This window comes from Amycolatopsis sp. VS8301801F10 (assembly GCF_046195355.1).
Taxonomy (GTDB): domain Bacteria; phylum Actinomycetota; class Actinomycetes; order Mycobacteriales; family Pseudonocardiaceae; genus Amycolatopsis.
Map to the genome: position 1 here is coordinate 4,260,131 of NZ_CP176065.1, position 22,484 is coordinate 4,282,614.

25 protein-coding genes are annotated in these 22,484 nt (G+C 70.8%); 23 read left to right on the top strand and 2 right to left on the bottom strand.

Annotated features, from left to right (window positions below; all coding sequences use genetic code 11):
* The first annotated feature begins 147 nt into the window (after positions 1-147).
* From F9C11_RS20085 to F9C11_RS20155, 15 genes are all read left to right on the top strand, one after another.
* A complete protein-coding gene (locus F9C11_RS20085) occupies positions 148-519 on the top strand; it encodes a histidine triad nucleotide-binding protein (protein WP_409186402.1) in 372 nt (123 codons plus the stop codon).
* A 93-nt stretch (positions 520-612) separates the two neighbouring features.
* Positions 613-1,659 carry a PhoH family protein gene (locus F9C11_RS20090; protein WP_409186403.1) on the top strand — a complete coding sequence of 349 codons (1,047 nt, stop codon included), beginning with the start codon at positions 613-615 and terminating at the stop codon, positions 1,657-1,659.
* Positions 1,656-2,207 (top strand): rRNA maturation RNase YbeY, encoded by a 552-nt coding sequence (gene ybeY, locus F9C11_RS20095; RefSeq protein ID WP_409186404.1) that lies wholly within the window; start codon positions 1,656-1,658, stop codon positions 2,205-2,207. Before F9C11_RS20090 ends, ybeY begins: the two co-directional genes overlap by 4 nt.
* Positions 2,208-2,216: 9 nt before the next feature.
* A complete protein-coding gene (locus F9C11_RS20100; protein ID WP_037813598.1) occupies positions 2,217-3,542 on the top strand; it encodes a hemolysin family protein in 1,326 nt (441 codons plus the stop codon).
* Entirely contained in the window at positions 3,535-3,873 is a 339-nt protein-coding gene (locus F9C11_RS20105) for a cytidine deaminase (RefSeq protein ID WP_409186405.1), read from the top strand. Before F9C11_RS20100 ends, F9C11_RS20105 begins: the two co-directional genes overlap by 8 nt.
* Positions 3,870-4,769, top strand: coding sequence for a GTPase Era (gene era / locus F9C11_RS20110; protein ID WP_409186406.1), 900 nt, complete (start codon positions 3,870-3,872; stop codon positions 4,767-4,769). The genes F9C11_RS20105 and era overlap by 4 nt, the downstream gene beginning before the upstream one ends.
* Positions 4,770-4,845: 76 nt before the next feature.
* A complete protein-coding gene (locus F9C11_RS20115; protein WP_409186407.1) occupies positions 4,846-5,175 on the top strand; it encodes a CD225/dispanin family protein in 330 nt (109 codons plus the stop codon).
* Positions 5,166-5,621 (top strand): DUF2752 domain-containing protein, encoded by a 456-nt coding sequence (locus F9C11_RS20120; protein WP_409186408.1) that lies wholly within the window; start codon positions 5,166-5,168, stop codon positions 5,619-5,621. Before F9C11_RS20115 ends, F9C11_RS20120 begins: the two co-directional genes overlap by 10 nt.
* Positions 5,622-5,794: 173 nt before the next feature.
* The gene (locus F9C11_RS20125; protein WP_409186409.1) at positions 5,795-6,808 is read left to right on the top strand and encodes an RDD family protein; all 1,014 of its coding nucleotides are present in this window, start codon (positions 5,795-5,797) and stop codon (positions 6,806-6,808) included.
* 45 nt (positions 6,809-6,853) lie between these two features.
* Complete coding sequence (locus F9C11_RS20130; RefSeq protein ID WP_009080946.1) at positions 6,854-7,312, top strand: CD225/dispanin family protein; 459 nt, start codon at positions 6,854-6,856, stop codon at positions 7,310-7,312.
* 49 nt (positions 7,313-7,361) lie between these two features.
* Positions 7,362-8,138, top strand: a complete 777-nt coding sequence (recO, locus tag F9C11_RS20135) for a DNA repair protein RecO (protein WP_409186410.1) — start codon at positions 7,362-7,364, stop codon at positions 8,136-8,138.
* Positions 8,139-8,164: 26 nt separating this feature from the next.
* Entirely contained in the window at positions 8,165-8,983 is an 819-nt protein-coding gene (locus tag F9C11_RS20140; RefSeq protein ID WP_409186411.1) for an isoprenyl transferase, read from the top strand.
* Complete coding sequence (locus tag F9C11_RS20145; protein ID WP_409186412.1) at positions 8,980-9,399, top strand: YbjN domain-containing protein; 420 nt, start codon at positions 8,980-8,982, stop codon at positions 9,397-9,399. The genes F9C11_RS20140 and F9C11_RS20145 overlap by 4 nt, the downstream gene beginning before the upstream one ends.
* A 567-nt stretch (positions 9,400-9,966) precedes the next feature.
* Complete coding sequence (locus F9C11_RS20150) at positions 9,967-10,986, top strand: permease (RefSeq protein ID WP_409186413.1); 1,020 nt, start codon at positions 9,967-9,969, stop codon at positions 10,984-10,986.
* Positions 10,983-11,726, top strand: a complete 744-nt coding sequence (locus tag F9C11_RS20155) for a TIGR03943 family putative permease subunit (protein ID WP_409186414.1) — start codon at positions 10,983-10,985, stop codon at positions 11,724-11,726. Before F9C11_RS20150 ends, F9C11_RS20155 begins: the two co-directional genes overlap by 4 nt.
* 1,020 nt (positions 11,727-12,746) lie before the next feature.
* Here the strand turns inward: F9C11_RS20155 and F9C11_RS20160 are convergent.
* Positions 12,747-13,160, bottom strand: coding sequence for a Fur family transcriptional regulator (locus F9C11_RS20160; RefSeq protein ID WP_086024912.1), 414 nt, complete (start codon positions 13,158-13,160; stop codon positions 12,747-12,749).
* A gap of 2 nt (positions 13,161-13,162) precedes the next feature.
* On the bottom strand, positions 13,163-13,450 hold the full coding sequence (locus F9C11_RS20165) for an ArsR/SmtB family transcription factor (RefSeq protein ID WP_409186943.1): 288 nt from the start codon (positions 13,448-13,450) through the stop codon (positions 13,163-13,165).
* Positions 13,451-14,228: 778 nt separating this feature from the next.
* On the opposite strand from F9C11_RS20165, the gene F9C11_RS20170 reads away from it, so the two are divergent.
* The 8 genes from F9C11_RS20170 to F9C11_RS20205 all read left to right on the top strand — a co-directional run bounded on the left by F9C11_RS20170 (position 14,229) and on the right by F9C11_RS20205 (position 22,429).
* A complete protein-coding gene (locus F9C11_RS20170) occupies positions 14,229-15,338 on the top strand; it encodes a hypothetical protein (protein WP_409186415.1) in 1,110 nt (369 codons plus the stop codon).
* 3 nt (positions 15,339-15,341) lie between these two features.
* On the top strand, positions 15,342-15,980 hold the full coding sequence (locus F9C11_RS20175) for a class F sortase (protein ID WP_409186416.1): 639 nt from the start codon (positions 15,342-15,344) through the stop codon (positions 15,978-15,980).
* A 645-nt stretch (positions 15,981-16,625) separates the two neighbouring features.
* Positions 16,626-17,282, top strand: coding sequence for a class F sortase (locus F9C11_RS20180; protein ID WP_409186417.1), 657 nt, complete (start codon positions 16,626-16,628; stop codon positions 17,280-17,282).
* An 85-nt stretch (positions 17,283-17,367) separates the two neighbouring features.
* Positions 17,368-18,756 (top strand): glycine--tRNA ligase, encoded by a 1,389-nt coding sequence (locus F9C11_RS20185; protein WP_409186418.1) that lies wholly within the window; start codon positions 17,368-17,370, stop codon positions 18,754-18,756.
* A 151-nt stretch (positions 18,757-18,907) separates the two neighbouring features.
* Positions 18,908-19,837: an ABC transporter ATP-binding protein gene (locus F9C11_RS20190; RefSeq protein ID WP_409186419.1), complete on the top strand. Its 930-nt coding sequence runs from the start codon at positions 18,908-18,910 to the stop codon at positions 19,835-19,837.
* On the top strand, positions 19,834-20,574 hold the full coding sequence (locus F9C11_RS20195) for an ABC transporter permease (RefSeq protein WP_409186420.1): 741 nt from the start codon (positions 19,834-19,836) through the stop codon (positions 20,572-20,574). Before F9C11_RS20190 ends, F9C11_RS20195 begins: the two co-directional genes overlap by 4 nt.
* Before the next feature lie 23 nt (positions 20,575-20,597).
* Positions 20,598-21,827, top strand: coding sequence for a sensor histidine kinase (locus tag F9C11_RS20200; RefSeq protein WP_409186421.1), 1,230 nt, complete (start codon positions 20,598-20,600; stop codon positions 21,825-21,827).
* The gene (locus tag F9C11_RS20205; RefSeq protein WP_409186422.1) at positions 21,824-22,429 is read left to right on the top strand and encodes a response regulator; all 606 of its coding nucleotides are present in this window, start codon (positions 21,824-21,826) and stop codon (positions 22,427-22,429) included. The genes F9C11_RS20200 and F9C11_RS20205 overlap by 4 nt, the downstream gene beginning before the upstream one ends.
* Positions 22,430-22,484 lie beyond the last annotated feature (55 nt).

A 22,484-nucleotide genomic window follows, 5' to 3' on the forward strand; every position in this document is an offset into this window, starting at 1 on the left:
GCCCCCCGGACCCCCACGGTGCGGTGGTTGCGGCTCGTTCGTTGGTTGCCTTGGGTGCGCGCGTCGGGTGCGTGCCGTTCGGTGGTTGCCTTGGGTGCGCGCGTCGGTTGGGTGGGTTCGTCGGTGCGCTGTTTGTAGGGTGTTGTTATGAGCGATGCGGCGGAGACGTTGTTCGAGCGGATTATTGCTGGGGAGATTCCGGCGGACGTGGTGTATCAGGACGACGCCACGTTCGCGTTCCGGGACATCAATCCGCAGGCTCGGGTGCATGTGCTCGTGGTGCCGCGGAAGAGGTATCGGAACGTGGGAGAGCTGGCGGAGGGGGATCCGGAGTTGTTGAGTCGGGTGTTGGTGGCTGCGCGGAAAGTCGCTGAGCTCGAGGGGATCGCGGAGAGCGGGTACCGGGTGGTGTTCAACACCGATGCCGACGCCGGGCAGACGGTGTTTCACGTGCACGCCCACGTCCTCGGCGGCGAGCAGCTCGGGATGTTCGGGCGGCCGCAGGCCGGAGTGCACTGAAACCGGGCTGCGGGGCAGGGAGCAGGGCAAGTAGCATTCAAGGGTCCCTGTACGTCGACTTGCGAAGTGCGCAGAAAGCAGGACCGAGGCCACGTGGCCGGAACTGAGACGGGCGGAGCCGCCCGAGGCGACAATCGGGTGTCGGCCGAGGCACAGGTTCGATTCCCGATCCCGGAGGCGGCCCAGCTGAGCCTGCTGGGGTCCCGGGACGAGAACTTGCGGGTGGCCGAGGAGCTGCTCGCTGCCGACGTGCACGTGCGCGGCAACGAGGTCACGCTGACCGGCACCCCGGCGGACGTGGCGTTCGCGGAGCGGGTGTTCACCGAGCTGGTGCAGCTCGCCGGCGGCGGACAGCAGGTCGGACCGGACACGGTGCGGCGCACGGTGGGAATGCTGTCCAGCGGCGACGGCTCGCCCGCGGAAGTGCTGAGCCTCAACATCGTGTCGCGGCGCGGCAAGACCATCCGGCCCAAGACGCTGAACCAGAAGCGGTACGTGGACGCGATCGACAAGCACACGATCGTCTTCGGCATCGGGCCCGCGGGCACCGGCAAGACGTACCTCGCGATGGCCAAGGCCGTGCAGGCGTTGCAGGCCAAGCAGGTCACGCGGATCGTGCTGACCCGTCCGGCGGTCGAGGCGGGCGAGCGGCTCGGATACCTGCCGGGCACCTTGAACGAGAAGATCGACCCGTACCTGCGGCCGCTCTACGACGCGCTGCACGACATGGTCGAACCGGAGTCGATTCCGCGGCTCATGCAGGCGGGGACGATCGAAATCGCACCGCTGGCCTACATGCGCGGCCGAACGCTGAACGACGCCTTCATCATCCTCGACGAGGCCCAGAACACCACGCCCGAGCAGATGAAGATGTTCCTCACCCGCCTCGGGTTCGGCGCGAAGATCGTCGTCACCGGCGACATCACCCAGATCGACCTCCCCGGCGGGCAGCGCAGCGGGCTCCGCGTCGTGCGCGACATCCTCGGCGGCGTCGAGGACCTGCACTTCGCCGAGCTCACCAGCCAGGACGTGGTCCGGCACAAACTGGTCGGCGACATCGTCGACGCGTACGAGAAGTGGCAGGCCGTGCAGGACGCGCAAGAGCAGCAGGCCGGCGGCTGGAAAGGCACCCGCCGATGAGCATCGAGATCGCCAACGAATCCGGCGTCGACGTCGACGAGGCGTCCATCGTCTCCGCCGCGCGCTACACGCTCGAGAAAATGGAGGTCAGCCCGCTCGCCGAGCTGTCCATCCTGTGCGTCACCCTCGAGGTGATGGAAGACCTCCACGAACGCTGGATGGACCTGCCCGGGCCCACCGACGTGATGGCCTTCCCGATGGACGAGTTCGACTCCTCCCGCCGCCCCGACGCGCCCGACGCGTCCCCGGCGCTGCTCGGCGACATCGTGCTCTGCCCGGCCTTCGCGAAAGACCAGGCGAAAACCGCGGGCCACCGGCTGATCGACGAACTGCACCTGCTCACCGTCCACGGCTGCCTGCACCTGCTCGGCTACGACCACGCCGAACCCGCCGAGGAACGCGAGATGTTCGGGCTGCAGAAGCGGATCCTCGGCGAATTCCAGGCCGCGGTCGCCGCGCACCAGGCCCGCGACGCGCAACGCGACGTCGACGACCGCGTCCTCGGCATCGCCGGGCTGGACGCGCCGCCGCCCGGGGAAACGCCCTAGGCTCCGACGATGGGAAACCCCCCGGCGCAGGTCGTCATCGCGGTGACGCTGGTGCTGCTCGCGGGCGTGTTCGCGGCCGCGGACGCCGCGGTCGGCACGGTGTCGCAAGCCCGCGTCGACGGCCTCGTCCGCAACGGCCGCGTCGGCGCCCGCCAGCTCGCCGCGGTCGTCGCCGAACGCCGCAGGCACATCAACCTGCTGCTCCTGCTGCGGCTCGCCTGCGAACTCACCGCCACGGTGCTGGTCACCGTGTCCTTCGTCGCCTGGTTCGACCGGCTGTGGCTCGCCATCCTGGTGTCCGCGGTCGTCATGGTCGTGGTCAGCTACGTCCTCATCGGCGTCGGCCCGCGCACCATCGGCCGCCAGCACCCGTACCGCGTCGGCACGATCGTCGCCGGACCGGTCCGCGCCCTCGGCACCGTCCTCGGCCCGCTGTCGCGGCTGCTGATCGTGCTCGGCAACGCGATCACCCCCGGCCGCGGCTTCCGCGAAGGCCCGTTCACCTCCGAGGTCGAACTGCGCGAACTGGTCGACCTCGCCCAGGAACGCGGCGTCGTCGAGGACTCCGAACGCGAGATGATCCACTCGGTGTTCGAACTCGGCGACACCGTCGCCCGCGAGGTCATGGTGCCGCGCACCGAAATCGTGTGGATCGAACGCACGAAAACCGTGCGCCAGGCCCTCGCGCTCGCGCTGCGCACCGGCTTCACCCGCGTCCCGGTGATCGACGATTCGGTGGACGACATCGTCGGCGTGGTCAACATCAAGGACCTGATGCCCGAGTACATGGGCCCGGACGGACCGAGCACGGTCGTCGGCGCGGTGATGAACCCGGCGAGCTTCGTGCCCGACTCCAAACGCCTCGACGAGCTGCTCAAGGAAATGCAGCGCACGCACAACCACATGGCGATCGCCGTGGACGAGTACGGCGGCACCGCCGGCCTGCTCACCATCGAGGACATCCTCGAGGAGATCGTCGGCGAGATCACCGACGAATCCGACGCCGACGAACGCCCCGAGGTCGAGGAACTCGAAGACGGCTCGGTCCGCGTGTCGTCCCGGCTCGGCGTGGACGACCTCGGCGAACTGTTCGGCATCGACCTCGAAGACCACGACGTGGAGACCGTCGGCGGGCTGCTCGCCGAGCGACTGGGTAGGGTCCCGCTGCCGGGGGCCGAAGCCGAGGTCGCCGGTCTTCGGCTGTTCGCCGAAGGGGGCAAGGACCGCCGCGGCCGGATGCGCATCACGTCCGTGGTCGTCCGGCCGTCGTCGGCGCGCCCGCGCACCCGCCCGCCCCAGCCCGAAGAGCACGACAGGAGAGTCGAACATGCCTGACCTCGACGCCGAGGACCAGAAGCTGGTCACGCTGGCCCGTTCGGCCCGCGCCCGCACCGGCGCGGACGAAGGCGCCGCGGTCCGCGACACCGACGGCCGCACCTACGCCGCGACCACGGTCGACCAGCCGTCGTTCAAGCTCACCGCGCTGCAAGCGGCCGTCGCCGCCGCGCTGTCCAGCGGAGCCGAAGGCCTCGAAGCCGCCGCCGTGGTCACCGCGGACGCGCTGGTCGCCGAGGCGTCCGTGCACGCGGTCCGCGACGTGGCGAAGCTGGTGCCGATCGTCCGCGCCGACCCGTCCGGCGCCGTGGTCGAGGTGCTGCGGCCGTGACCGAACCGCACCGTTCCGGTTTCGCCTGCTTCGTCGGCCGCCCCAACGCGGGCAAATCGACGCTCACGAACGCGCTCGTCGGCACGAAGGTCGCGATCACCTCCAGCAAACCGCAGACCACCCGGCACGCCATCCGCGGCATCGTGCACCGCGACGACGCGCAGCTGGTGATCATCGACACACCCGGCCTGCACCGGCCGCGCACGCTGCTCGGCCAGCGGCTCAACGACGTCGTGCACGAGACCTGGTCCGAAGTGGACGTCGTCGGGTTCTGCGTGCCCGCCAACGAGAAAATCGGCCCCGGCGACCGGTTCATCGCCGCCGAGCTGAAGAAGATCGCCCGCCGCACCCCGGTGATCGGCGTCGTCACCAAGACCGACCTGGTGAAGCCGGAGCAGGTCGCCGAGCAGCTGGTCGCGCTGCAAGAGGTGATGGAGTTCGCCGACCTGGTGCCGGTGTCCGCGGTGGACGGTTTCCAGGTGCAGACAGTCGCCGACCTGCTGGTGCGGCGGCTGCCCGAGGGACCGCAGCTGTACCCGGGCGGCGAGCTCACCGACGAGCCCGAGCAGACCCTCGTCGCCGAGCTGATCCGCGAAGCGGCGCTCGAAGGCGTCCGCGACGAACTGCCGCACTCGATCGCGGTGACCGTCGAGGAAATGCTCCCGCGCGAGGACCGCGACGACCTCATCGACATCCACGCGCTGCTGTACGTGGAACGCCCCAGCCAGAAGGGGATCATCCTCGGGCACAAGGGCGAACGGCTGCGCGAAGTCGGCGCCACCGCGCGCAAGCACATCGAACGGCTGCTGGGCACGAAGGTGTATCTCGACCTGCACATCAAGGTGGCCAAGGACTGGCAGCGGGACCCGAAGCAGCTGCGCCGGCTGGGTTTTTGACCGGTTGTGATCGTGCCCGGCGGCGCGGGCGGGTAGCGTCAGGCCGGACCGCACCCGATTTGTCCAGGGGGACCGCATGACCGGCCCGTATCCGCCGCAGGGCCCGTACCCTCCGTCGTACGGCTACCCGCCGCAGTACCCGCCGCCGCCGGACAGCAACCTGGTGTGGGCGATCTTGGCGACGGTGTTCTGCTGCCTGCCGCTGGGGATCGTCGCGATCGTCAAGGCCAGCCAGGTGAACACGTTGTGGTATCAGGGATACGCGGCCGAAGCGCACCGCGCGGCGGACGAGGCGCGCAAGTGGGCGATGTGGTCGGCGCTCAGCGTCGCCATCCTGATCGGGCTGTACGTGATCGTCGCGCTCATCGTGGTGGCGGTCGCCGGAAGAGTGCTTTGGTGGCACTGAGCACCGTCTACACCGGACAGCCGGCGCGCGGAACCCGTGCGGTGGCAAGGGCTCTCGCCGGCCCGGCGGCCGCGGCGGGCGGAATCGGCCTCGCGTGCGTCGCGGTGTGGCTCGGCGATCCGACCACCCCCGGCGGCTGGCTCCCGGTGTGCCCGACGAAGCTGCTTTTCGGGATCGACTGCCCCGGCTGCGGCGGGCTCCGGATGGCCTACAGCGTGCTGCACGGCGATTTTCCCGCGGCACTGCACTACAACGCGGTGGCTCTGGTGTTCGCCGCGCTCTTCGCGTGGAGCGGTCTCGCGTGGACGCTCGGACGGCTGCGCGGCCGGGCGATGCGGTCCTGGCTGCACTGGCGCTGGACGCCGCACGTCGTCGCGGTCGTGTTCGTCTTGTGGTTCGCGGCGCGCAACCTTCCGTTCGCGCCGTTCACCGGCCTGTCCGTCTGAGCTGGCCGCGTTTTCGCCGTTGCCGGAACCGGTCCGCGGGCCGTCGCGTCGGACGCGTGGCCCGATGCGGACACCTGCTCGTCCCCGCCTCGCCGGACGAGGTACGCTCCCGCGCACTGGCGTGTCCGCGGCGGACCGGCCAGGCCCAGCATGCGCGACGAGGGGGACACCCGATGACCTATCCCTACGGCCAGCCCGGCGGCCCGCCCCCAGGCGGACCGTCGTTCGGCGCGCCGCCGGGATACCCCCAGCCGTACGGTCCCGCCCGGGTCTACGCGGACTGGGGCCAGCGCGCCGGGGCCTACCTCATCGACTTCGCCCCGCTGCTCGCCGGGCTTCTGCTCGCCGTGCTCGTGTCGCTGGTCTCCGGCGCCGCGGGCACGATCGTCTATCTCCTCGCGGTTCTCGGCACTCTCGCCTGGACGGTTTTCAACCGCTGGATCAACGGCGGCAACACCGGCCAGTCGCTGGGCAAGCGGATCGTCGGCCTCAAGCTCGTCAGCGAAGCCACCGGCGAGCCGATCGGGGCCGGCATGGCGTTCGTCCGCGACCTCGCGCACGCGCTCGACAGCATGGCCTTCGCGCTCGGTTTCCTGTGGCCGCTGTGGGACGACAAGGCGCAGACCTTCTCGGACAAGATCCTCGGCACCGTCGTGGTGCCCGCCGAGCCCGCCGCCGCGCCGGGCGGCGGATTCGCCCGGCCCGGCGGTTTCGGGCAGCCGGGCGGATTCCCCGGGCAACCGGGCGGGTTCGGCCAGCCGGGTCCGGCAGCCGGATTTCCCGGCCAGCCCGGCGGATGGGGTCAGCCCGCTCAGCCCGGCGGGTTCGGCCAGCCGGGCCTCGCGCCGCAGCCGGGATTCGGCCAGCCAGTCCCAGGCGGATTCCCCGGGCAGCCGTCGCCGAACGCCGGGTTTCCCGCCGCGCCGCAGGGATTCGCGGCCCCGCAGCCGGGATTCGGCCAGCCGCCGGTCCCGGGAACGCCGCCGCAGCAGGCATTCGGCCAGCCGGGCCCCGCGCCGTTCGACCAGCCGGAACCGACCCAGGTCGTGCGCCCGCCCGCGCCCCCGCCACCGTCCGAAGCGTCCGGCCACGCCGAGCGCACCCAGGTCGTGCAGCCGGCCGGCGAGCCGGAAGCGACGCAGATGATCACGCCGGAAACGCCGAAGCCCGGTCCGGCCCAGTCCTGATCCGCACCGGATCACGGTAAGTACGAGGAACTCGGGGGAACCCAGATGACCAATCCCTACGGCCAGCCCCAGCAGCCCTACGGCGGCCAGCCGCAGCAGCCCTACGGCCAGCAGCCGTACCCGCAGTCCGGTGCCACGCCGGCGCAGCCGTACCCGCAGCAGCCCTACGGCCAGCCCGCGCCGTACGGCCAGCCCGCCTTCGGCGGCGCGCCCGGCGGCGACCTGAACTCCATCAAGGACTACAAGGGCTGGGCGATCGGCTGCATCTTCCTGATGTGGATCCTCGCGATCTTCGCGATCATGAAGTCGAACGAGGTCCAGTCGTACAAGATGCAGGGCAATTACGCGATGGCCCAGCAGGCGTCGCAGACGACGAAGACGCTGTGCCTCATCGCCACCATCCTCGGGGCGCTCGGCTGGGTCATCGGGATCATCGTGTTCATCGTCAGCCTAGCGGCCGCGTCCGAGGTGCACAGCTACTACTGCACTGGCAGCTACTGCTGAACCAGGGTGTCCCGCCCCGGCATCGACGGGCAAGTGCGACGATGTCGGGGTGGTGAACCTCTACCGCGACACCGGGGTGGTGCTGCGCACGCACAAGCTGGGCGAGGCCGACCGGATCGTCACCCTGCTCACGAGGCGGCACGGCAAGGTCCGGGCCGTCGCGAAGGGCGTGCGGCGCACGTCGTCGCGGTTCGGGGCGCGGCTGGAGCCGTTCGGGCACGTGGACGTGCAGTTCTATCCCGGCCGGTCGCTCGACGTCATCACCCAGGTCGAGACCGTCGACGCGTTCGCCCTGCCGCTGGTGGCCGACTACCAGCGCTACACCGCGGCGTCGGCGATCGCGGAAACCGCGGACCGGCTCTCGGCCGAAGAGGGCGAACCGGTCCTGAAGCTGTACCTGCTGGTCGTGGGCGCGCTGCGGGCGCTGGCCGGCGGGCAGCGGGACGCGTCGCTGGTGCTCGACGCGTTCTTCCTCCGGGCCATGGCCTACGCAGGCTGGGCCCCGGCGATCACCGAATGCGCCCGCTGCGGCCTGCCCGGCCCGCACGCCGCGTTCAACGTCGCCGCGGGCGGCTCGATGTGCCCGGACTGCCGCATCGCCGGCTCGGTGCATCCCGCGCCGGAGGTGCTGACCCTGCTGGACGCGCTGCTGCAGGGGGAGTGGGCGGTCGCGGAATCGGCGCCGGGGATCACCCGCCGGGACGCGTCCGGCCTGGTCGCGGCGCATCTGCAGTGGCATCTGGAACGGCAGCTGCGGTCGCTTCCGCTCGTGGAGCGGCGTGCCCGGGAGGCCGCCGGGGGAGGCCCAGTAGGGTCGGCCGGGTAGGAAATCCATTCTTCAGGAGGCCGCGAGTGCTGCGCAGGGGACGGGAGACCCGCTCGACCGGGTACGAGCTGCGGGCGCCGGACCCGCATCCCTCGGGCGCGAAACCGCCGGAGATCCCGCCGGACCTGGTGCCGAAGCACGTCGCGCTCGTCATGGACGGCAACGGCCGCTGGGCCAACCAGCGCGGCCTGCCGCGGATCGAGGGCCACAAACGCGGCGAGGCCGTGATGATCGACGTCGCGAGCGGCGCGGTCGAAATCGGCGTGAAATGGCTTTCGGTGTACGCGTTCTCGACGGAGAACTGGAAGCGCAGCCCCGAGGAAGTCCGGTTCCTCATGGGCTTCAACCGCGACACGATCCGCCGCCAGGTCGACTACCTCGGCTCGATCGGCGTGCGCATCCGCTGGGCCGGGCGGCGGCCGAAGCTGTGGGCGAGCGTGATCAAGGAACTGCAGATCGCGGAAGAGAAAACGAAGAACAACACGAAGCTCAACATGACGATGTGCGTCAACTACGGCGGCCGCGCCGAACTGGGCGACGCGATGCGCCGGATCGGCCAGGACGTCGCGGCCGGGAAGATCAATCCGGACAAGATCGACGAGCGCACCGTCGCGAAGTACCTGTACCAGCCGGAAATGCCGGACGTGGACCTGTTCCTCCGGCCGTCCGGCGAACAGCGGACGTCGAACTTCCTGCTGTGGCAGTCGGCTTACGCCGAGATGGTGTACCAGGACACGCTGTTCCCGGACTTCGACCGGACGCACCTGTGGCAGGCGTGCCTCGACTTCGCCAAGCGCGACCGCCGGTTCGGCGGCGCGGTGGACCAGGCAGGGAGCACGAAATGAGCACCGCGGAAGCCGCCGAGACCGGCGCACTGCTCGCCCGCGCCCGGGAAGCGCTGGAACGCTACCTGGAAGTCCACGTCGACGACGACGGCGCGATCACGTTCTCCCATGCGGACGTCCCGTGCGTCGTCCAGGCAACCCGCCTCGCCGACGGCCTGACGGTGCTCAGCCTGACCTGCGTAGTGGCCTGGGACCTCCCCGACGACCCGGCCCTGGCAGTCGCGGTCGCCGAACGAGCAGGGCAGGGTTTGTTCGGAACGCTGGGCGTCGGCCACACGGACCGCGGGATGGACGTGACACTGAGGTACGCCTTCCCGGCGGAGGGGATGGACCCTTCGCCGCTGGGGACGTTGCTGATGCTGGTGGTCTCCACTGCTTCGCAGCTGCGGGCTGAGTTGCCTGGGGTGGAGGCTTGAGCCTGCCTGGTGCTGGCTGAGTTGCTCGTGTTGGGCTGCTTCCTAGGGGATCGGACCTTCGTGACTTAGCCGCCGATCCCTTCCGGGATTCGCTGACTTTCCAATGCTGAGCGGGTCCGCTGCTCGCTTCGGCTGCGGTGCCTGCTGTTTGGCTTCGTGCGTCCTGCTGCTGGCTTTGCCGCTCCGGGCGGTTGTTCCTGTTCGTTGTGCCGCGTTTCCTGGTTCGCCGCATGCTTCGCCACGGATCGCTCGTCGCCGGTTCTGCCGCTCGCGGTGGATGCGTCCGGTCGAGGCACACTCGTCTTTCTGGTTCGCCGCCTCCCCTCGCCGCGGCCCCCGTCACCGGCCCGGTTTGCTCGCGCCAGATCCCCCCGCCCGACTCAGCCCGGTTCCCTGGCCCGCCGCCACCCTCTCCCGCTCAACCCGCCCACCTCGCGCCCCGGCCCCGCCCGATTCCGCCCCTTCCTCCCTCCCAATCGGGTGACATTCCCGCAAAACCGGCACGAGGGGTCCCCTCGCGACACCGGCGGCTGGGTTCTGTCGGACCCGGCTGGCATCATCGCCTTCGTGGAAACCCTTTCCAACAACGCCGCCGAGGAGCGTCCCCGCACGCGGCGGTTCCGGATCAGCTCCATCGAGATCCTGTGTGCCGTGCTGCTGGTCGCCGTCCTCGCGCAGAGCAAGCTCCAGGACCTCTTCGACGTGCCCGCGCTGCGCACCGGATCCACCGTGTTCGTCGCGGTGTGCGTGCAGGCGCTGCCGTTCCTCGTGCTCGGCGTGCTGATCAGCGGTGCGATCGCCGCCTTCGTGCCCGCCCGCGCGCTGGAACGGGTGCTGCCGAAGAAAGCGCCGGCCGCGGTCGGCGTCGCCGGGTTGGCCGGAGTCGCGCTGCCCGGTTGCGAATGCGCGTCGGTCCCCGTGGCACGGCGGTTGATCGGCCAGGGCGTCGCGCCCGCCGCCGCGCTCACCTTCCTGCTCGCCGCGCCCGCGGTGAACCCGGTCGTGGTGGTGGCCACCGCGGTCGCGTTCCCGGGCCGTCCGGAAATGGTGTTCGCCCGGTTCGCCGGCTCGCTCGCCACCGCGATGGCGATGGGCTGGATCTGGGCTCGCTGGGGCAAACTCTCCTGGATCACCGAGCGCGCGCTCCGCCGGTTGCCCGACGTCCAGCCGGGACACCGATGGCGCGTATTCGCCGAAACCGCCCGCACCGATCTCGTGGAAGCTGGCGGATTCCTGGTACTCGGCGCGCTGATTTCCGCTTCGCTCAACGTTCTCGTGCCCGCGAAGTGGTTCGAAGTGTTGTCCGGACAGATCACCGTCGGCATCGTGGTGATGGCGGTCCTGGCAGTAGTCCTAGCGCTATGCAGCGAGGCCGACGCGTTCGTCGCCGCTTCCCTCACCGCCGTGCCCTTGCTGCCGAAACTGGTATTCCTGGTGGTCGGCCCAGCCGTCGACGTCAAGCTTTTCGCCCTGCAGACCGGCACATTCGGCCGTTCCTTCGCCGCTCGATTCGCTCCAGTCACCTTCATCGTGGCGATCGCCTGCGGCTCGGTAGCGGGCGTGATTTTCCTCGGAGGCGTCCAATGAGGCGCGAAACCCAAAACGTGCTGCTGATCCTGCTGGGCGGTGCTCTCGTGAAGATCGCACTCAACGGCGACTACCTGCGCTACGTAAAACCAGCCCAGCAACCCTGGATCATCGCCGGTGGCGCGGTGATGCTGTTGCTGGGCGCGACAGCCATCGTCCGCGACATCGCAACCGCGCGCGCCGCCGCAAAAGCCGCTCCCGACCCCGGACGTCCAGACGCGCACGGCCATCACCATCACCCCGCGCGCTCAGCCTGGCTGCTGGTAGTCCCGGTGCTGGCGGTCTTCCTGGTAGCCCCGCCCGCACTCGGCGCGGATTCGGTCACCCGCACCGAAGCACGCCTGCCCGCCAGTGCCGCAACTACGTCGGCAGCAGCGTTCCCGCCGCTCCCCGCCGGAGCAGTAGTGCCGATGGCGATGAACGAGGTCGTCACGCGCGCGGGCTGGGACGCCAACGGAACCCTCAACGGCCGCACCGTCGAGCTCTCCGGCTTCGTAGTCCACACCGGAGGCCAAACTTTGCTGGCCCGCTTGGTGATCAGCTGCTGCGCCGCCGACGCGGCCCCGGTCACGGTGCACCTCAAAGGCGGTGCTGCCGACCGTTTCCCGAGCGACACCTGGCTGCGCGTCGCAGGCCAAGTCGTCCCGGGCACCGCGACCGAGGCCAACAGCTACACGCCGGACCTAGTCCCGGTGACCGTCGAACGGATCACCACACCGAAGGATCCGTATGAATACTGAAAGGAACGCCGCCGCCGACTCTTCCGCCGCAACCACCTCGGCACGCGGACCGCCGCCTTCACCCGCCCGGTGCACCTGAGTTTCGTCGACTGACGCTCGCAGCGGTTCCGCTTCGCCGTGCTCGCTCAAGCCCGCCGCTTGAACGGCCCCCGAACGAACCCCTACCGCGATCAGTCCGAGTTGCTCAGAGTTGCGAAACCTGCGGCCCGAAGACCTCGCAGCGGCTCCGCTTGCCCAAAGCGCGCCCCTGGCGAACCCTTCATCTCCGGCCAGCCCCGGAACGGTTCCGCCGCCGGATACCGAGTCGGCTCAGTCCCCGACGGACCTGCGGCTCCGGCCGCCTCCAGCGCAGGTCCTCGTGGAATGGGGCCCCTGCTCCCAACGGCGGCCCGGCTGAACCGAGCCAGTTCGCCCGCTCAACCGTTTCGGCCCCTCGCGGAGCAGCCCCGCACATGGCTCGGCAGTCGGCCACCGAACCGGCCCCGCCCGGGACTCGGTCAGCCTGGGGAGGCCCGAACCGGCGCGTGGCCTTCGCCCGGCCACGTCGAAGCGGACGGTTCGCCGGTCGACTGGCGAACGGCAGGTTCGGTCAGGTGCAGAAGCCCCATCGAGGACCCCGAGGTGGATTCGCCAGCGTTCGCCTGGTCTTGCCGATGCGGATGGCGTGCCGACAAACCGGGGGAGAGCCACCGGCGAGTTGCGAAGGAGGCCGTCGAAGGGCTCAGTGCACCTTGCGCACTCGGTGCTCCGGCCAGCGCAGCGGTTCCCGGCGAAACCGATGGTATGCCACCACGGGTGCATCCCGGCGAGCTGCGGAGGAGGCCGGCGAAGGGCTCAGTGCACCTTGCGCGGTCGGTGCCCCGGCCAGCGCAGCGGTTCCCGGCGAAACCGATGGCGCGCCAACCCAGGATGCGTCTCCGGCGAGCTGCGGAGATTCCCCGCCGGAAGGCTCAGCACCCGGCATACTCGGCAAGCCACAGCGTCGGGCCCGCACAGAGCAAGCCGGGACCCGGACGAGAGTCAGCTCGCGTGCTCGGCGCAGGTGCCGGTGATCTCCACGGTGTGGCTGATGTCGGTGAACCCGTGGTCCGCCGCGATTTTCTCCGCCCAGCGCTCCACCGCGGGACCCTCGACTTCCACCGTGCGCCCGCACACGCGGCACACGAGGTGATGGTGGTGGTGCGACGAGCAGCGGCGGTAGATGGCCTCGCCGGAGTCGGTGCGCAGCACGTCGATCTCGCCCGCCTCGGAGAGCGACTGCAGCGTCCGGTAGACGGTGGTCAGGCCGATGCCATCGCCGCGTTTGCGGAGTTCGTCGTGCAGCTCCTGGGCCGAGCGGAAGTCGTCGACGGTGCTGAGCAGGTCGACCACCGCCGCACGCTGCTTCGTGGACCGCCGGCCGGGCACCGGGGCCGGTTTGGGGACCGAGGACATCGTCACTTCCCTTCCTGCACGTGGGCGACCGCGTCGACGACGATGTGCGCCAAGTGGTCGTCCACCAGCCGATAGACGACCTCGCGTCCGCGCCGCTCGCCCTGGACCACGCCCGCGGTCTTGAGAACGCGGAGGTGCTGGCTGATCAACGGCTGGGCGACGTCGAGTTCGTCCACGAGCTCGTGCACGCACCGGTCCGCCTCCCGCAACTGGAGCACGATAGCGATCCGCACCGGAGCGGCCAGAGCCCGGAGCAGTTCGCCCGCGTCGGAGAGCACGCCCGGGGGCAGGACCGCCGGCCCGGACCCGCCGGACCGCCCAGCCGAACCCGCACCGACCGGATGCGGCGGATCCGCGGGTGGCTCCGCCTGCCCGCCGTCGACGGCCGCGTCGTCCGAGGCATCGGAAGCCTTGCCGTCCTCGGCCCGCCCTGGCGCGACTGGAGCCGTCGCGGTCGCCTCGTCCGCGACCGCAGGAGCGACGCGCGCGGCAGCGGGAGCCTCGGCCGCGCCTGCCGAGCTTGCCGTGGCGGGAACGTCGTTCAACACGGAGACCTCAGCGTTCCCGGCCGCCGCGGAACCCGGGCTGGCCGGACCTGCTGCGCCCGCATCGGTGGTTGCGGTGTCGTTCTCGGGCAGCGCGAGGTTCGCGGCCGCCGCGGAGCCAGCCCCGGCCGAACTAGCCGCGACCTCGCCCAGAGGCCCAGCACCCGAACCGGCGGACAGGGCGCTCGAAGCTGCCGACCTCATCGCTGCCTCCACTCCCGTCCCGCCCCGCTTCGCCCCGCCGCACCCCGGGGCCAGCGCCGACCAGGGGACGGCGTTTCCGAAGCCGGATGTCATTGCCGATAACCTTCGCCGCCATCGTAGTGTTCCCTTCCCCGGGCGCGGTGATCGCCGGGGTGCGGGTACCGGCGTTCCGGATTGACCCGATGGGGTGAGTTCGTGAAGATTTGGCTTGTCGGCTTCGCAAGTCGCGGCGGACGGTGCAAGGTTGTCGCGGGGGCGTTTCGTCGCGTCTCGTACAGTGGCGGACCGCTCGAGGGTTGCCGGAGGGCAGTGGGGAGACATGACTCGTTTCGTGACTAAGGCCGCGGTGGCGGCCCTGGTGGCACTGCCCGCGCTGGCCCCGGCCGCCGCGGCGCAGGGGCAAGCCGGGCAGGCCGTCGACGAGAAGACCGGGCCGGTGTCGTTCGCCAATGTCGCTTCCGTCCGCCTCGGCGCCGACCCGCAGCACGGCGGCGCGCTGATCACCGAGACCCAGCGGTCCCCGCTCACCCCCGGCCAGTCGCAGCTCGGCACGGACCGGGTAGCGGTGCCCAAGGACCAGGGCGAGCGCACCACCTTCGGCCCGAACTACGAGATCGACCTCGGCAAGTACGCCGACCGCTCGGCCAGCCCGTATCCGGCGGGCATCGCGAGCCGCGACCACCAGGTCGTCGCCGCGCTGCAGACCACTCACGTGCCCACCGCCGTCGCGGAGACCAACTACGCGCTGCGCGACAACGGCCGCGGCAAGCCCAAAGCGCTCGACAACACGATGCTGGTCCTCGAAGGCGCGCGCAGTTCGGTCGACTGCTCCGGCCCCGGCAAGGCCACCGGCGCCACTACCGCCGCCCGCGTCTGGGTGCGCGGCGAGGACGACGCGCTGAAGCAGGTCCCGATGCCCGCCAACGGGACGCTCAGCGTCACCGGCCTCAGGATGGGCTCGCCCACGAGCGTGCCGCAGAGCGATCCCGGCAAGACCACCTCGGACCTCGTCCTGTCCCGCGTTTCCGCCTTCGACCAGCTGATCAAGCAGGACGGCTGGCGCTCCGGCGACGTCACCGCGCAGGCGGGCTGGCGCGTCGAGATCACCACGCACGCCCGCGACGCCAAGGACACCAAGCTGAGCGACGTGCAGACCACCGTGGTGCTCGGCGGCGTCAGCTGCTCGATCCCGAAGAACTTCGTCGCCGCGGCCGGCAACGGCTCGGGCAGCGGGGGCACCGTGCAGCAGCCGTCGGTGCCCACCGAGGTCCCGGCCGGCTACCTCGGCCCGCAGGCCGCCGCGCCGTCGGACGACGTGCGCCTGCCGCTCGGCTTCGGCCTGCTCGGCGGCGGGCTGCTCTTCGGAGCCGTCGCGATCGTCCTCGGCCGGCGCCGCGCGGCGCGGGTCGTCCGCAGCCGCGGCGAGTAGGCCGTGCCGCGCACCGTGCTGACGGTCGCGTCGGCGGTGATCGCCGTCCTCGCGATCGCGGCCGGCGTGATCGTCCTGACCTGGGTGCCGGCCCCGGCCCCGGTCGCGGTCGCCGACCCGCCGCCCGGCTCGCTGCCGGGCGAGGACGGCGCGCCCGCCGAACTGCCCTCGGACGGCCAGGCGATCGGCCTGCAGCGCCCCGGCAGCATCCGCCTCCCGGACGGCTCCGAGGCCCGGCTCAAACGCACCGAGATCACCCAGAACGGCATCCTGCCGATCCCGCGCGGCCTCGGCGACGCGGCGTGGTGGGGCGCCCGCCTCGGCGCGAAACAGGGCGCGGCGGTGCTGTCCGGCCACGTCAACTGGGCCGGCACGAAGGGTCCCTTCGACGACCTGTGGCGCGTCCGCACCGGCGACAACGTCAGTATCGTCGACGCTTCGGGCGGCCGCTGGCTCTACCGCGTCACCGGCGCGACGACGATCCCGAAGGAACAGCTCCCCGCGCAGGCCCCCGGCTGGTTCGCGCAGACCGGACCGCACCGCCTGGTCCTGGTCACCTGCGGCGGCGACTACGTCGGCGGCACCGAGGGCTACGACGAGAACCGGATCGTCACCGCGGACCTGGTCTCCCGGCCGGACTGATCCGGCGGGGCTGACCGGGCTGGGCTGAATCGGCTGGATTGATCCGGCGGGGCTGAACGGGCTGGGCTGAACCGGCTGGATTGATCCGGGGGGACTGACCGGGCTGGACTGAATCGGCTGGACTGGTCTGGCGGGGCTGAACGGGCCGGACTGATCCGGCCGGACCGAACGGGCTGGGCTGATCCGGCGGGGCTGAACGGGCCGGACTGAATCGGCTGGGCTGAATCGGCTGGACTGGATCGGCTGGACTGATCCAGTCGGACTGATCCGGCCGGATCGAACGGGCTGGGCTGAATCGGCTGGACTGAACGGGCCGGACTGTCCCGGCTGAACTGTTCCAGCCGGACTGGATCGGCTGGACTGATCCAGTCGGACTGATCCGGCCGGACCGAACCGACCGGACTGATCCGGCGGGACTGAACCGACGGGACTGATCCGGCGGGACTAATCCGGCCGGACTGAACGGGCGGGACTGATCCGGCCGGACTGAACAGCCCGCACCGAACCGGCCGAACCGAATCGCGCGACAACCCCACCGAGCGACCGATCCCTCACCCAGACACCACCTCCGCCGAAACTCCGTGCAACCCGATCGACCCCCGGCCGCATGTCTCCCCGGAGAAACCTCCGGACCAGGGGAGCACGATGCAGGGGACACAGACCCAACCAGCACGCAAACGCGGCGCACTGATCGCCGTAGGCGCCGTCGTAGCAGTGGCGGCGATCGTCGCCGCCGTGCTGATTTTCTTCACCGGCAAGGACAACTCGGCGCAGCCGCAGCACCCGGCCGGCACCGCGCAGACCGCCGGGCAGGCCGGGAGCAGTCAAGCCGGCGGCACCCAGCCGGATCCGGGCCAGACCCCGGCGACCGTCAAGCTGCCCGGCGGCGGGCAGGCGAAGCTGATCCCCGAGGAGGTCGGCGCGGACGGCGCGCTGCCGATCCCGAAGAGCCTCGCCGAAGCGGCCTGGTGGGGCTCCGGCGTCGGGGCCGCCCAGGGCGTCACGCTGCTGTCCGGGCACGTCAACTGGGCGGGCAAGTCCGGGCCGTTCCAGGAACTCTGGCGGATGAAGCCCGGCCAGGTCGTCACCGTCTCCGACGCTGCGGGCAAGCAGTGGGAGTACAAGATCGACGAGGTGCGCACGATCCACAAATCGGACCTCGCCGCCGAATCCGCGAAGCTCTTCGACCCCGAGGGCCCGCACCGGCTGGTGCTCGTCACGTGCGGCGGCGACTACGTGGGCGGCCAGGAGGGCTACGACGACAACCGGGTCGCGACGGCCTCTCCGGTCACCCGTCCGTGACCTGCGACCTGCGCGGGGGCCCCGGGACCCGGCCGGATACGCTAGACCTTCCGATAACCGACCCCGCATGCGTCCGGAGCGTGGAGTGCCCGCCAACAAAATCGAAACCGTCGTCAGTCTGTGCAAGCACCGTGGCTTCGTCTTCCCGTCGGGAGACATCTACGGCGGCACCAGGTCGGCGTGGGACTACGGGCCGCTCGGCGTGGAGCTGAAGGAGAACATCAAGCGCCAGTGGTGGAAGACCGTCGTGCAGGGCCGCGAGGACGTGGTCGGCATCGACTCGTCGGTGATCCTGCCGCGCCAGGTCTGGGTCGCCTCGGGCCACGTGAACGTGTTCACCGACCCGCTGATCGAGTGCCTGTCCTGCCACAAGCGGTTCCGCGCCGACCAGCTCGCCGAGGACTTCGAGGCGCGCACCGGCAAGACCACCACCGAGGACGACCTGTCCGAGGTGCCGTGCCCGAACTGCGGCACCCGCGGCAAGTACACCGAGCCGCGCGACTTCAACATGATGCTGAAGACGCACCTCGGCCCGGTCGAGACCGAGGAAGGCCTGCACTACCTCCGGCCGGAGACCGCGCAGGGCATCTTCGTGAACTTCCTCAACGTGCAGAAGGCCTCGCGCAAGAAGCCGCCGTTCGGCATCGGCCAGGTCGGCAAGTCCTTCCGCAACGAGATCACGCCGGGCAACTTCATCTTCCGCACGCGCGAGTTCGAGCAGATGGAGATGGAGTTCTTCGTCGAGCCGGGCGACGACGAGCAGTGGCACCAGTACTGGATCGACGCGCGCACCGACTGGTACAAGGACCTGGGCATCAAGGCCGAGAACCTGCGCCACTTCGAGCACCCGAAGGAAAAGCTCTCGCACTACGCGAAGCGCACCGTCGACATCGAGTACCGGTTCTCCTTCAACGCCGGCCAGGAGTGGGGCGAGCTGGAAGGCATCGCCAACCGCACGGACTTCGACCTGACCACGCACTCGAACCACTCGGGCGTGGACCTGTCGTTCTTCGACCAGGCCTCGGGCCAGCGCTACCGGCCGTTCGTGATCGAGCCGGCCGCGGGCGTCGGCCGTTCGATGATGGCGTTCCTGATCGACGCGTACGACGAGGAAGAGGTGCCGAACGCCAAGGGCGGCACCGACAAGCGCACCGTGCTGCACCTCGACCCGCGGCTCGCGCCGTTCAAGGCCGCGGTGCTGCCGCTGTCCCGCAACGCCGACCTGTCGCCGAAGGCGCGCGACCTGGCCGCGCGGCTGCGCAAGCACTGGAACGTCGACTTCGACGACGCCCAGGCGATCGGCCGCCGCTACCGCCGGCAGGACGAGATCGGCACGCCGTACTGCGTCACGGTCGACTTCGACACGCTCGAGGACAACGCGGTGACGGTGCGCGAGCGCGACAGCATGAGCCAGGAGCGGATCTCGATCGACCAGGTCGAGTCGTACCTGGCCGGCCGCCTGCTCGGCTGCTGACCGGCGCGGAAACCCTTCCGGACGGCCCTTTCCCGCACCGCGGGGGAGGGCCGTCCGGCGTTTCGGCGCCAGGGACCCCTGACACCTGTCACGGCCGGGTCGTGACGCTCGGCCTGCGTCCCGGCCGCCCCGGCGCGGCACGCTTCAAGCCATGGACAACACACGGGAAATCGCGGCGGGGGCGGCGATCCGGCTGGGTGGGATCGCCAAGCGGTACGGGGACGTGCGCGCGGTCGAGAAGGTCGACCTGACCATCGCGCCGGGGGAAGTGGTGGCGCTGCTCGGGCCCAACGGGGCGGGCAAATCGACCACCGTCGACATGATTCTGGGGCTCGCCGAACCCGACGAGGGCGCCGTTTCGGTGTTCGGCCGCAAGCCCGCCGACGCGGTGCGCGCGGGGATGATCGGCGCGATGCTGCAGGGCGGCACGCTGCTGGACGACCTGACCGTGCGCGAAACCGTCGGTCTCGTCGCGAAACTGCACCGCCGGCCGATGCCGGTGCGGGACGCGCTGCGCCGCGCGGGCGTCGAGGACATCGCCGACCGGCGGGCCAACAAGCTTTCCGGCGGCCAGAAGCAGCGCGTGCGGTTCGCGGTCGCGCTGGTGTCCGATCCCGATCTGCTGGTGCTGGACGAGCCGACCGCGGCGATGGACGTCGGCAGCAGGCGCGAGTTCTGGAAGTCGATGTACTCGTTCACCGACACCGGCCGCACCGTGCTGTTCGCGACCCATTACCTCGAGGAGGCCGAGGAATTCGCCGACCGGGTCGTGCTGATGCGGGCCGGGGAGATCGTCGCCGACGGCTCGGTCGCGGAGGTCCGCGCCCTCGCCGGCGGCCGCACGATTCGCGCGGTGCTGCCGCCCGGGGCCGGCGACGAGGTGGTCTCGACGCTGCCCGCGGTCACCTCCTTCGAACTGCGCGGCGACCGCGTCGCACTGTCCAGTTCGGACTCCGACGCCACCCTGCGCGCCCTGCTCGCCGCGGTCCCGGCCGTGCACGACATCGAGATCGGCGCGGTCGGCCTCGAAGGCGCGTTCCTTTCCCTGACCTCCGACGAAACGGAAGAAGCAGTCCGATGAATCCCGCCTACCTGGTCGTCGAAACCCGCAGGCTGTTCCGCTCGCCGCGGTTCCTGATCTTCGTCGTGGCCTTCCCGGTCCTCATGTTCCTGTTGCAGGCCACGGTGTTCACCAACCCGTCCGCGGCGGACCACGTCGCGGTCGCGGGCGTGCTCATGGTCAACATGATGACGTTCGGCACGTTCGCCGCGGCCATCACCAACGGCGCCCGGCTCGCGATCGAGCGGGCCGGCGGCTGGCAGCGGCAGCTGCGGCTGACCCCGCTGTCCGGCGCGGGCTACCTCGGCGGCAAAGCGCTGTCCGGGATGCTCGCCGGGCTGCCCGCGCTGATCCTGGTGCCGGTCATCGCCGCCTTCTCCCAGGGCGTGCACCTCGACCCGGCGGGCTGGCTGCGGGTCTTCCTCGGGATTTTCCTCGGCACCATTCCGCTCGTGCTGCTCGGGCTGCTGCTGGGCCAGTTCGGCACGCCGGAGTCGATGCAGCCGATCAGCATGATCGTCACCCTCGGCATGGGTTTCCTCGGCGGGCTCTGGATCCCGCTGGAGGGCATGCCGTCCTGGATGCACGACGTCGCGCAGCTCATGCCGACCTACTGGGTCCTCGGACTGGTCCGCCCGGTCGTCGCGAACCAGCTGCTGGTGAGCCTGCCGGCCGCGCTCGGCGTGCTGGGCGCGTGGACGCTCGCGCTCGGGATTGTCGTAGTCAGGCGATACCGTAAAGACAGCGCCCGGGTTTGACCGGGCGGGGAGGGAAGAACGACGTGTGGCCACGCGGCCGTGAGGCGACGACCGGAGAGTCCCCGGAGCACCGGTTCGGGCTCGCCGACCGGGCGTCCTGGTGGGACGATCCGCCGGTGCGCCCGGGACGCGGTCCGCACAAGGTCGGCTGGCCGATTTTCGCGGTGGGATTCCTGCTGCCGTTCCTGCTCCCGGCGACCCGAGGCCTGTTCGTGGACCCCGGGCCGCTGTGGCTCCGGGTGCTGCTCGGCGTGGTGATTTACGCCTACTGCGCCTGCTACGCCGTGTTCCCCGCGGTGTTCGGCAAACCCCGCCGGACGAAGCTCTGGTTCGGCGGGGCGATGCTGGTGCTGGGCCTGCTGTGCGCGCTGATCACCGACGCCAGCCCGTACGTCCTGCTCTACGCCACCGCGACGCTGGCCTTCCTGTTCCCGGCCGCCTGGTCGGTGATCTTCAACGGGACGGCGCTGGGCCTGCTGGTGCTGGTCCTGCATCTGCGCGGAGACCTGCCCGAGCACCTCTCCGACGTCATCACCGTCGTTTCGGTCACGTCGGCGCTGTTCTTCATGTCCAACCTGATCCGGGTGATCCGCAGGCTGGAGCTGGCGAACCAGGAGATCGGGACGCTCGCGGTCGCCAACGAACGCGAGCGGGTCGCCCGCGACCTGCACGATCTGCTCGGGCACAGCCTCACCACGATCACGGTCAAGGCGGGCCTGGCGCGGCGGGTGCTGGAAAGCTCCGGCGACGTCGACCGGGCGGTCCAGGAGATCCGCGAGGTCGAGGGGCTCAGCCGCTCGGCGCTGTCGGACGTGCGGGCGACGGTGTCGGAGTATCGCGAGGTGTCGCTGCCCGCGGAGATCGCCGGGGCGCGGGCGGCGTTGCGCGCGGCGGAGGTCGAGGCCGATCTGCCGCACGCGGTGGACAACGTCCGGACCGAGTTGCAGAGCACGTTCGGCTACGTGCTGCGCGAGGCGGTCACCAACGTGCTGCGGCATTCCGGCGCGAAACTTGTGAAGGTGCGGCTGGGCCGCGACTGGCTGGAAATCGAGGACAACGGCCGCGGCGCGGGGGAGGTCGTGCCGGGCAACGGATTGCGGGGATTGTCCGAGCGGCTGGCCGCGATCGGGGGCACGGTGACGACGCGGGCGCGGCCCGGGGGAGGATGGGTCGTCCGGGCGGAGGTCCCGGAGCCGAGCCCGGGCGGATCCGCCGTCGCGGTGCGGGCCGAACCCGCGGGAGGACTGGCGTGATCCGGGTGTTGCTGGCCGACGACCAGGCGATGGTGCGCGGCGCGCTGGCCACCGTGCTCGGCCTGGAAGCCGACATCGAAGTGGTGGCCCAGGTCGGCGCCGGCGACGAGGTGGTGGCCGCGGCCAAGGAAACGGCGCCGGACGTGGCGCTGCTCGACGTGCAGATGCCCGGCATGGACGGGCTCACCGCGGCGGCGGAGCTGAAAACCGCGCTCCCGGCGTGCCGGGTGATCATCTGCACGACCTTCGGCCGCCCCGGCTACCTGGCCCGGGCGATGGCCGCGGGCGCGGCCGGGTTCGTGGTGAAGGACGCGCCGCCGGAACAGCTCGTCGAGGCGGTGCGCCGGGTCCACAGTGGACTGCGGGTGGTCGATCCGGCGCTGGCCGCGGAGTCGCTCGCCACCGGGACGAGCCCGCTGACCGCCCGGGAACGCGACGTGCTCAGCGCGGCCAAGGACGGCAGCACGGTCGCGGACATCGCGAAATCCCTTTTCCTGTCCGACGGAACCGTGCGCAACCACCTGTCGTCGGCGATCGGGAAGACGGGTGCGCGCACGCGGGCGGAGGCGGTGCGGTTGTCGGAGGAACGCGGCTGGCTCTAGCTTTCCGCAGTGGCGGAGCGCGTCGATCGCCCCGTCGGAGGCGCGATCCCGGTGC

Coding starts and splice junctions, on each gene's coding strand:
- F9C11_RS20085 (WP_409186402.1), top strand. CDS start 148: ATGAGCGATGCGGCGGAGACGTTGTTCGAGCGGATTATTGCTGGGGAG.
- ybeY (WP_409186404.1), top strand. CDS start 1,656: ATGAGCATCGAGATCGCCAACGAATCCGGCGTCGACGTCGACGAGGCG.
- F9C11_RS20100 (WP_037813598.1), top strand. CDS start 2,217: ATGGGAAACCCCCCGGCGCAGGTCGTCATCGCGGTGACGCTGGTGCTG.
- F9C11_RS20105 (WP_409186405.1), top strand. CDS start 3,535: ATGCCTGACCTCGACGCCGAGGACCAGAAGCTGGTCACGCTGGCCCGT.
- F9C11_RS20115 (WP_409186407.1), top strand. CDS start 4,846: ATGACCGGCCCGTATCCGCCGCAGGGCCCGTACCCTCCGTCGTACGGC.
- F9C11_RS20125 (WP_409186409.1), top strand. CDS start 5,795: ATGACCTATCCCTACGGCCAGCCCGGCGGCCCGCCCCCAGGCGGACCG.
- F9C11_RS20130 (WP_009080946.1), top strand. CDS start 6,854: ATGACCAATCCCTACGGCCAGCCCCAGCAGCCCTACGGCGGCCAGCCG.
- F9C11_RS20145 (WP_409186412.1), top strand. CDS start 8,980: ATGAGCACCGCGGAAGCCGCCGAGACCGGCGCACTGCTCGCCCGCGCC.
- F9C11_RS20155 (WP_409186414.1), top strand. CDS start 10,983: ATGAGGCGCGAAACCCAAAACGTGCTGCTGATCCTGCTGGGCGGTGCT.
- F9C11_RS20160 (WP_086024912.1), bottom strand. CDS start 13,160: ATGTCCTCGGTCCCCAAACCGGCCCCGGTGCCCGGCCGGCGGTCCACG.
- F9C11_RS20170 (WP_409186415.1), top strand. CDS start 14,229: ATGACTCGTTTCGTGACTAAGGCCGCGGTGGCGGCCCTGGTGGCACTG.
- F9C11_RS20180 (WP_409186417.1), top strand. CDS start 16,626: ATGCAGGGGACACAGACCCAACCAGCACGCAAACGCGGCGCACTGATC.
- F9C11_RS20190 (WP_409186419.1), top strand. CDS start 18,908: ATGGACAACACACGGGAAATCGCGGCGGGGGCGGCGATCCGGCTGGGT.
- F9C11_RS20195 (WP_409186420.1), top strand. CDS start 19,834: ATGAATCCCGCCTACCTGGTCGTCGAAACCCGCAGGCTGTTCCGCTCG.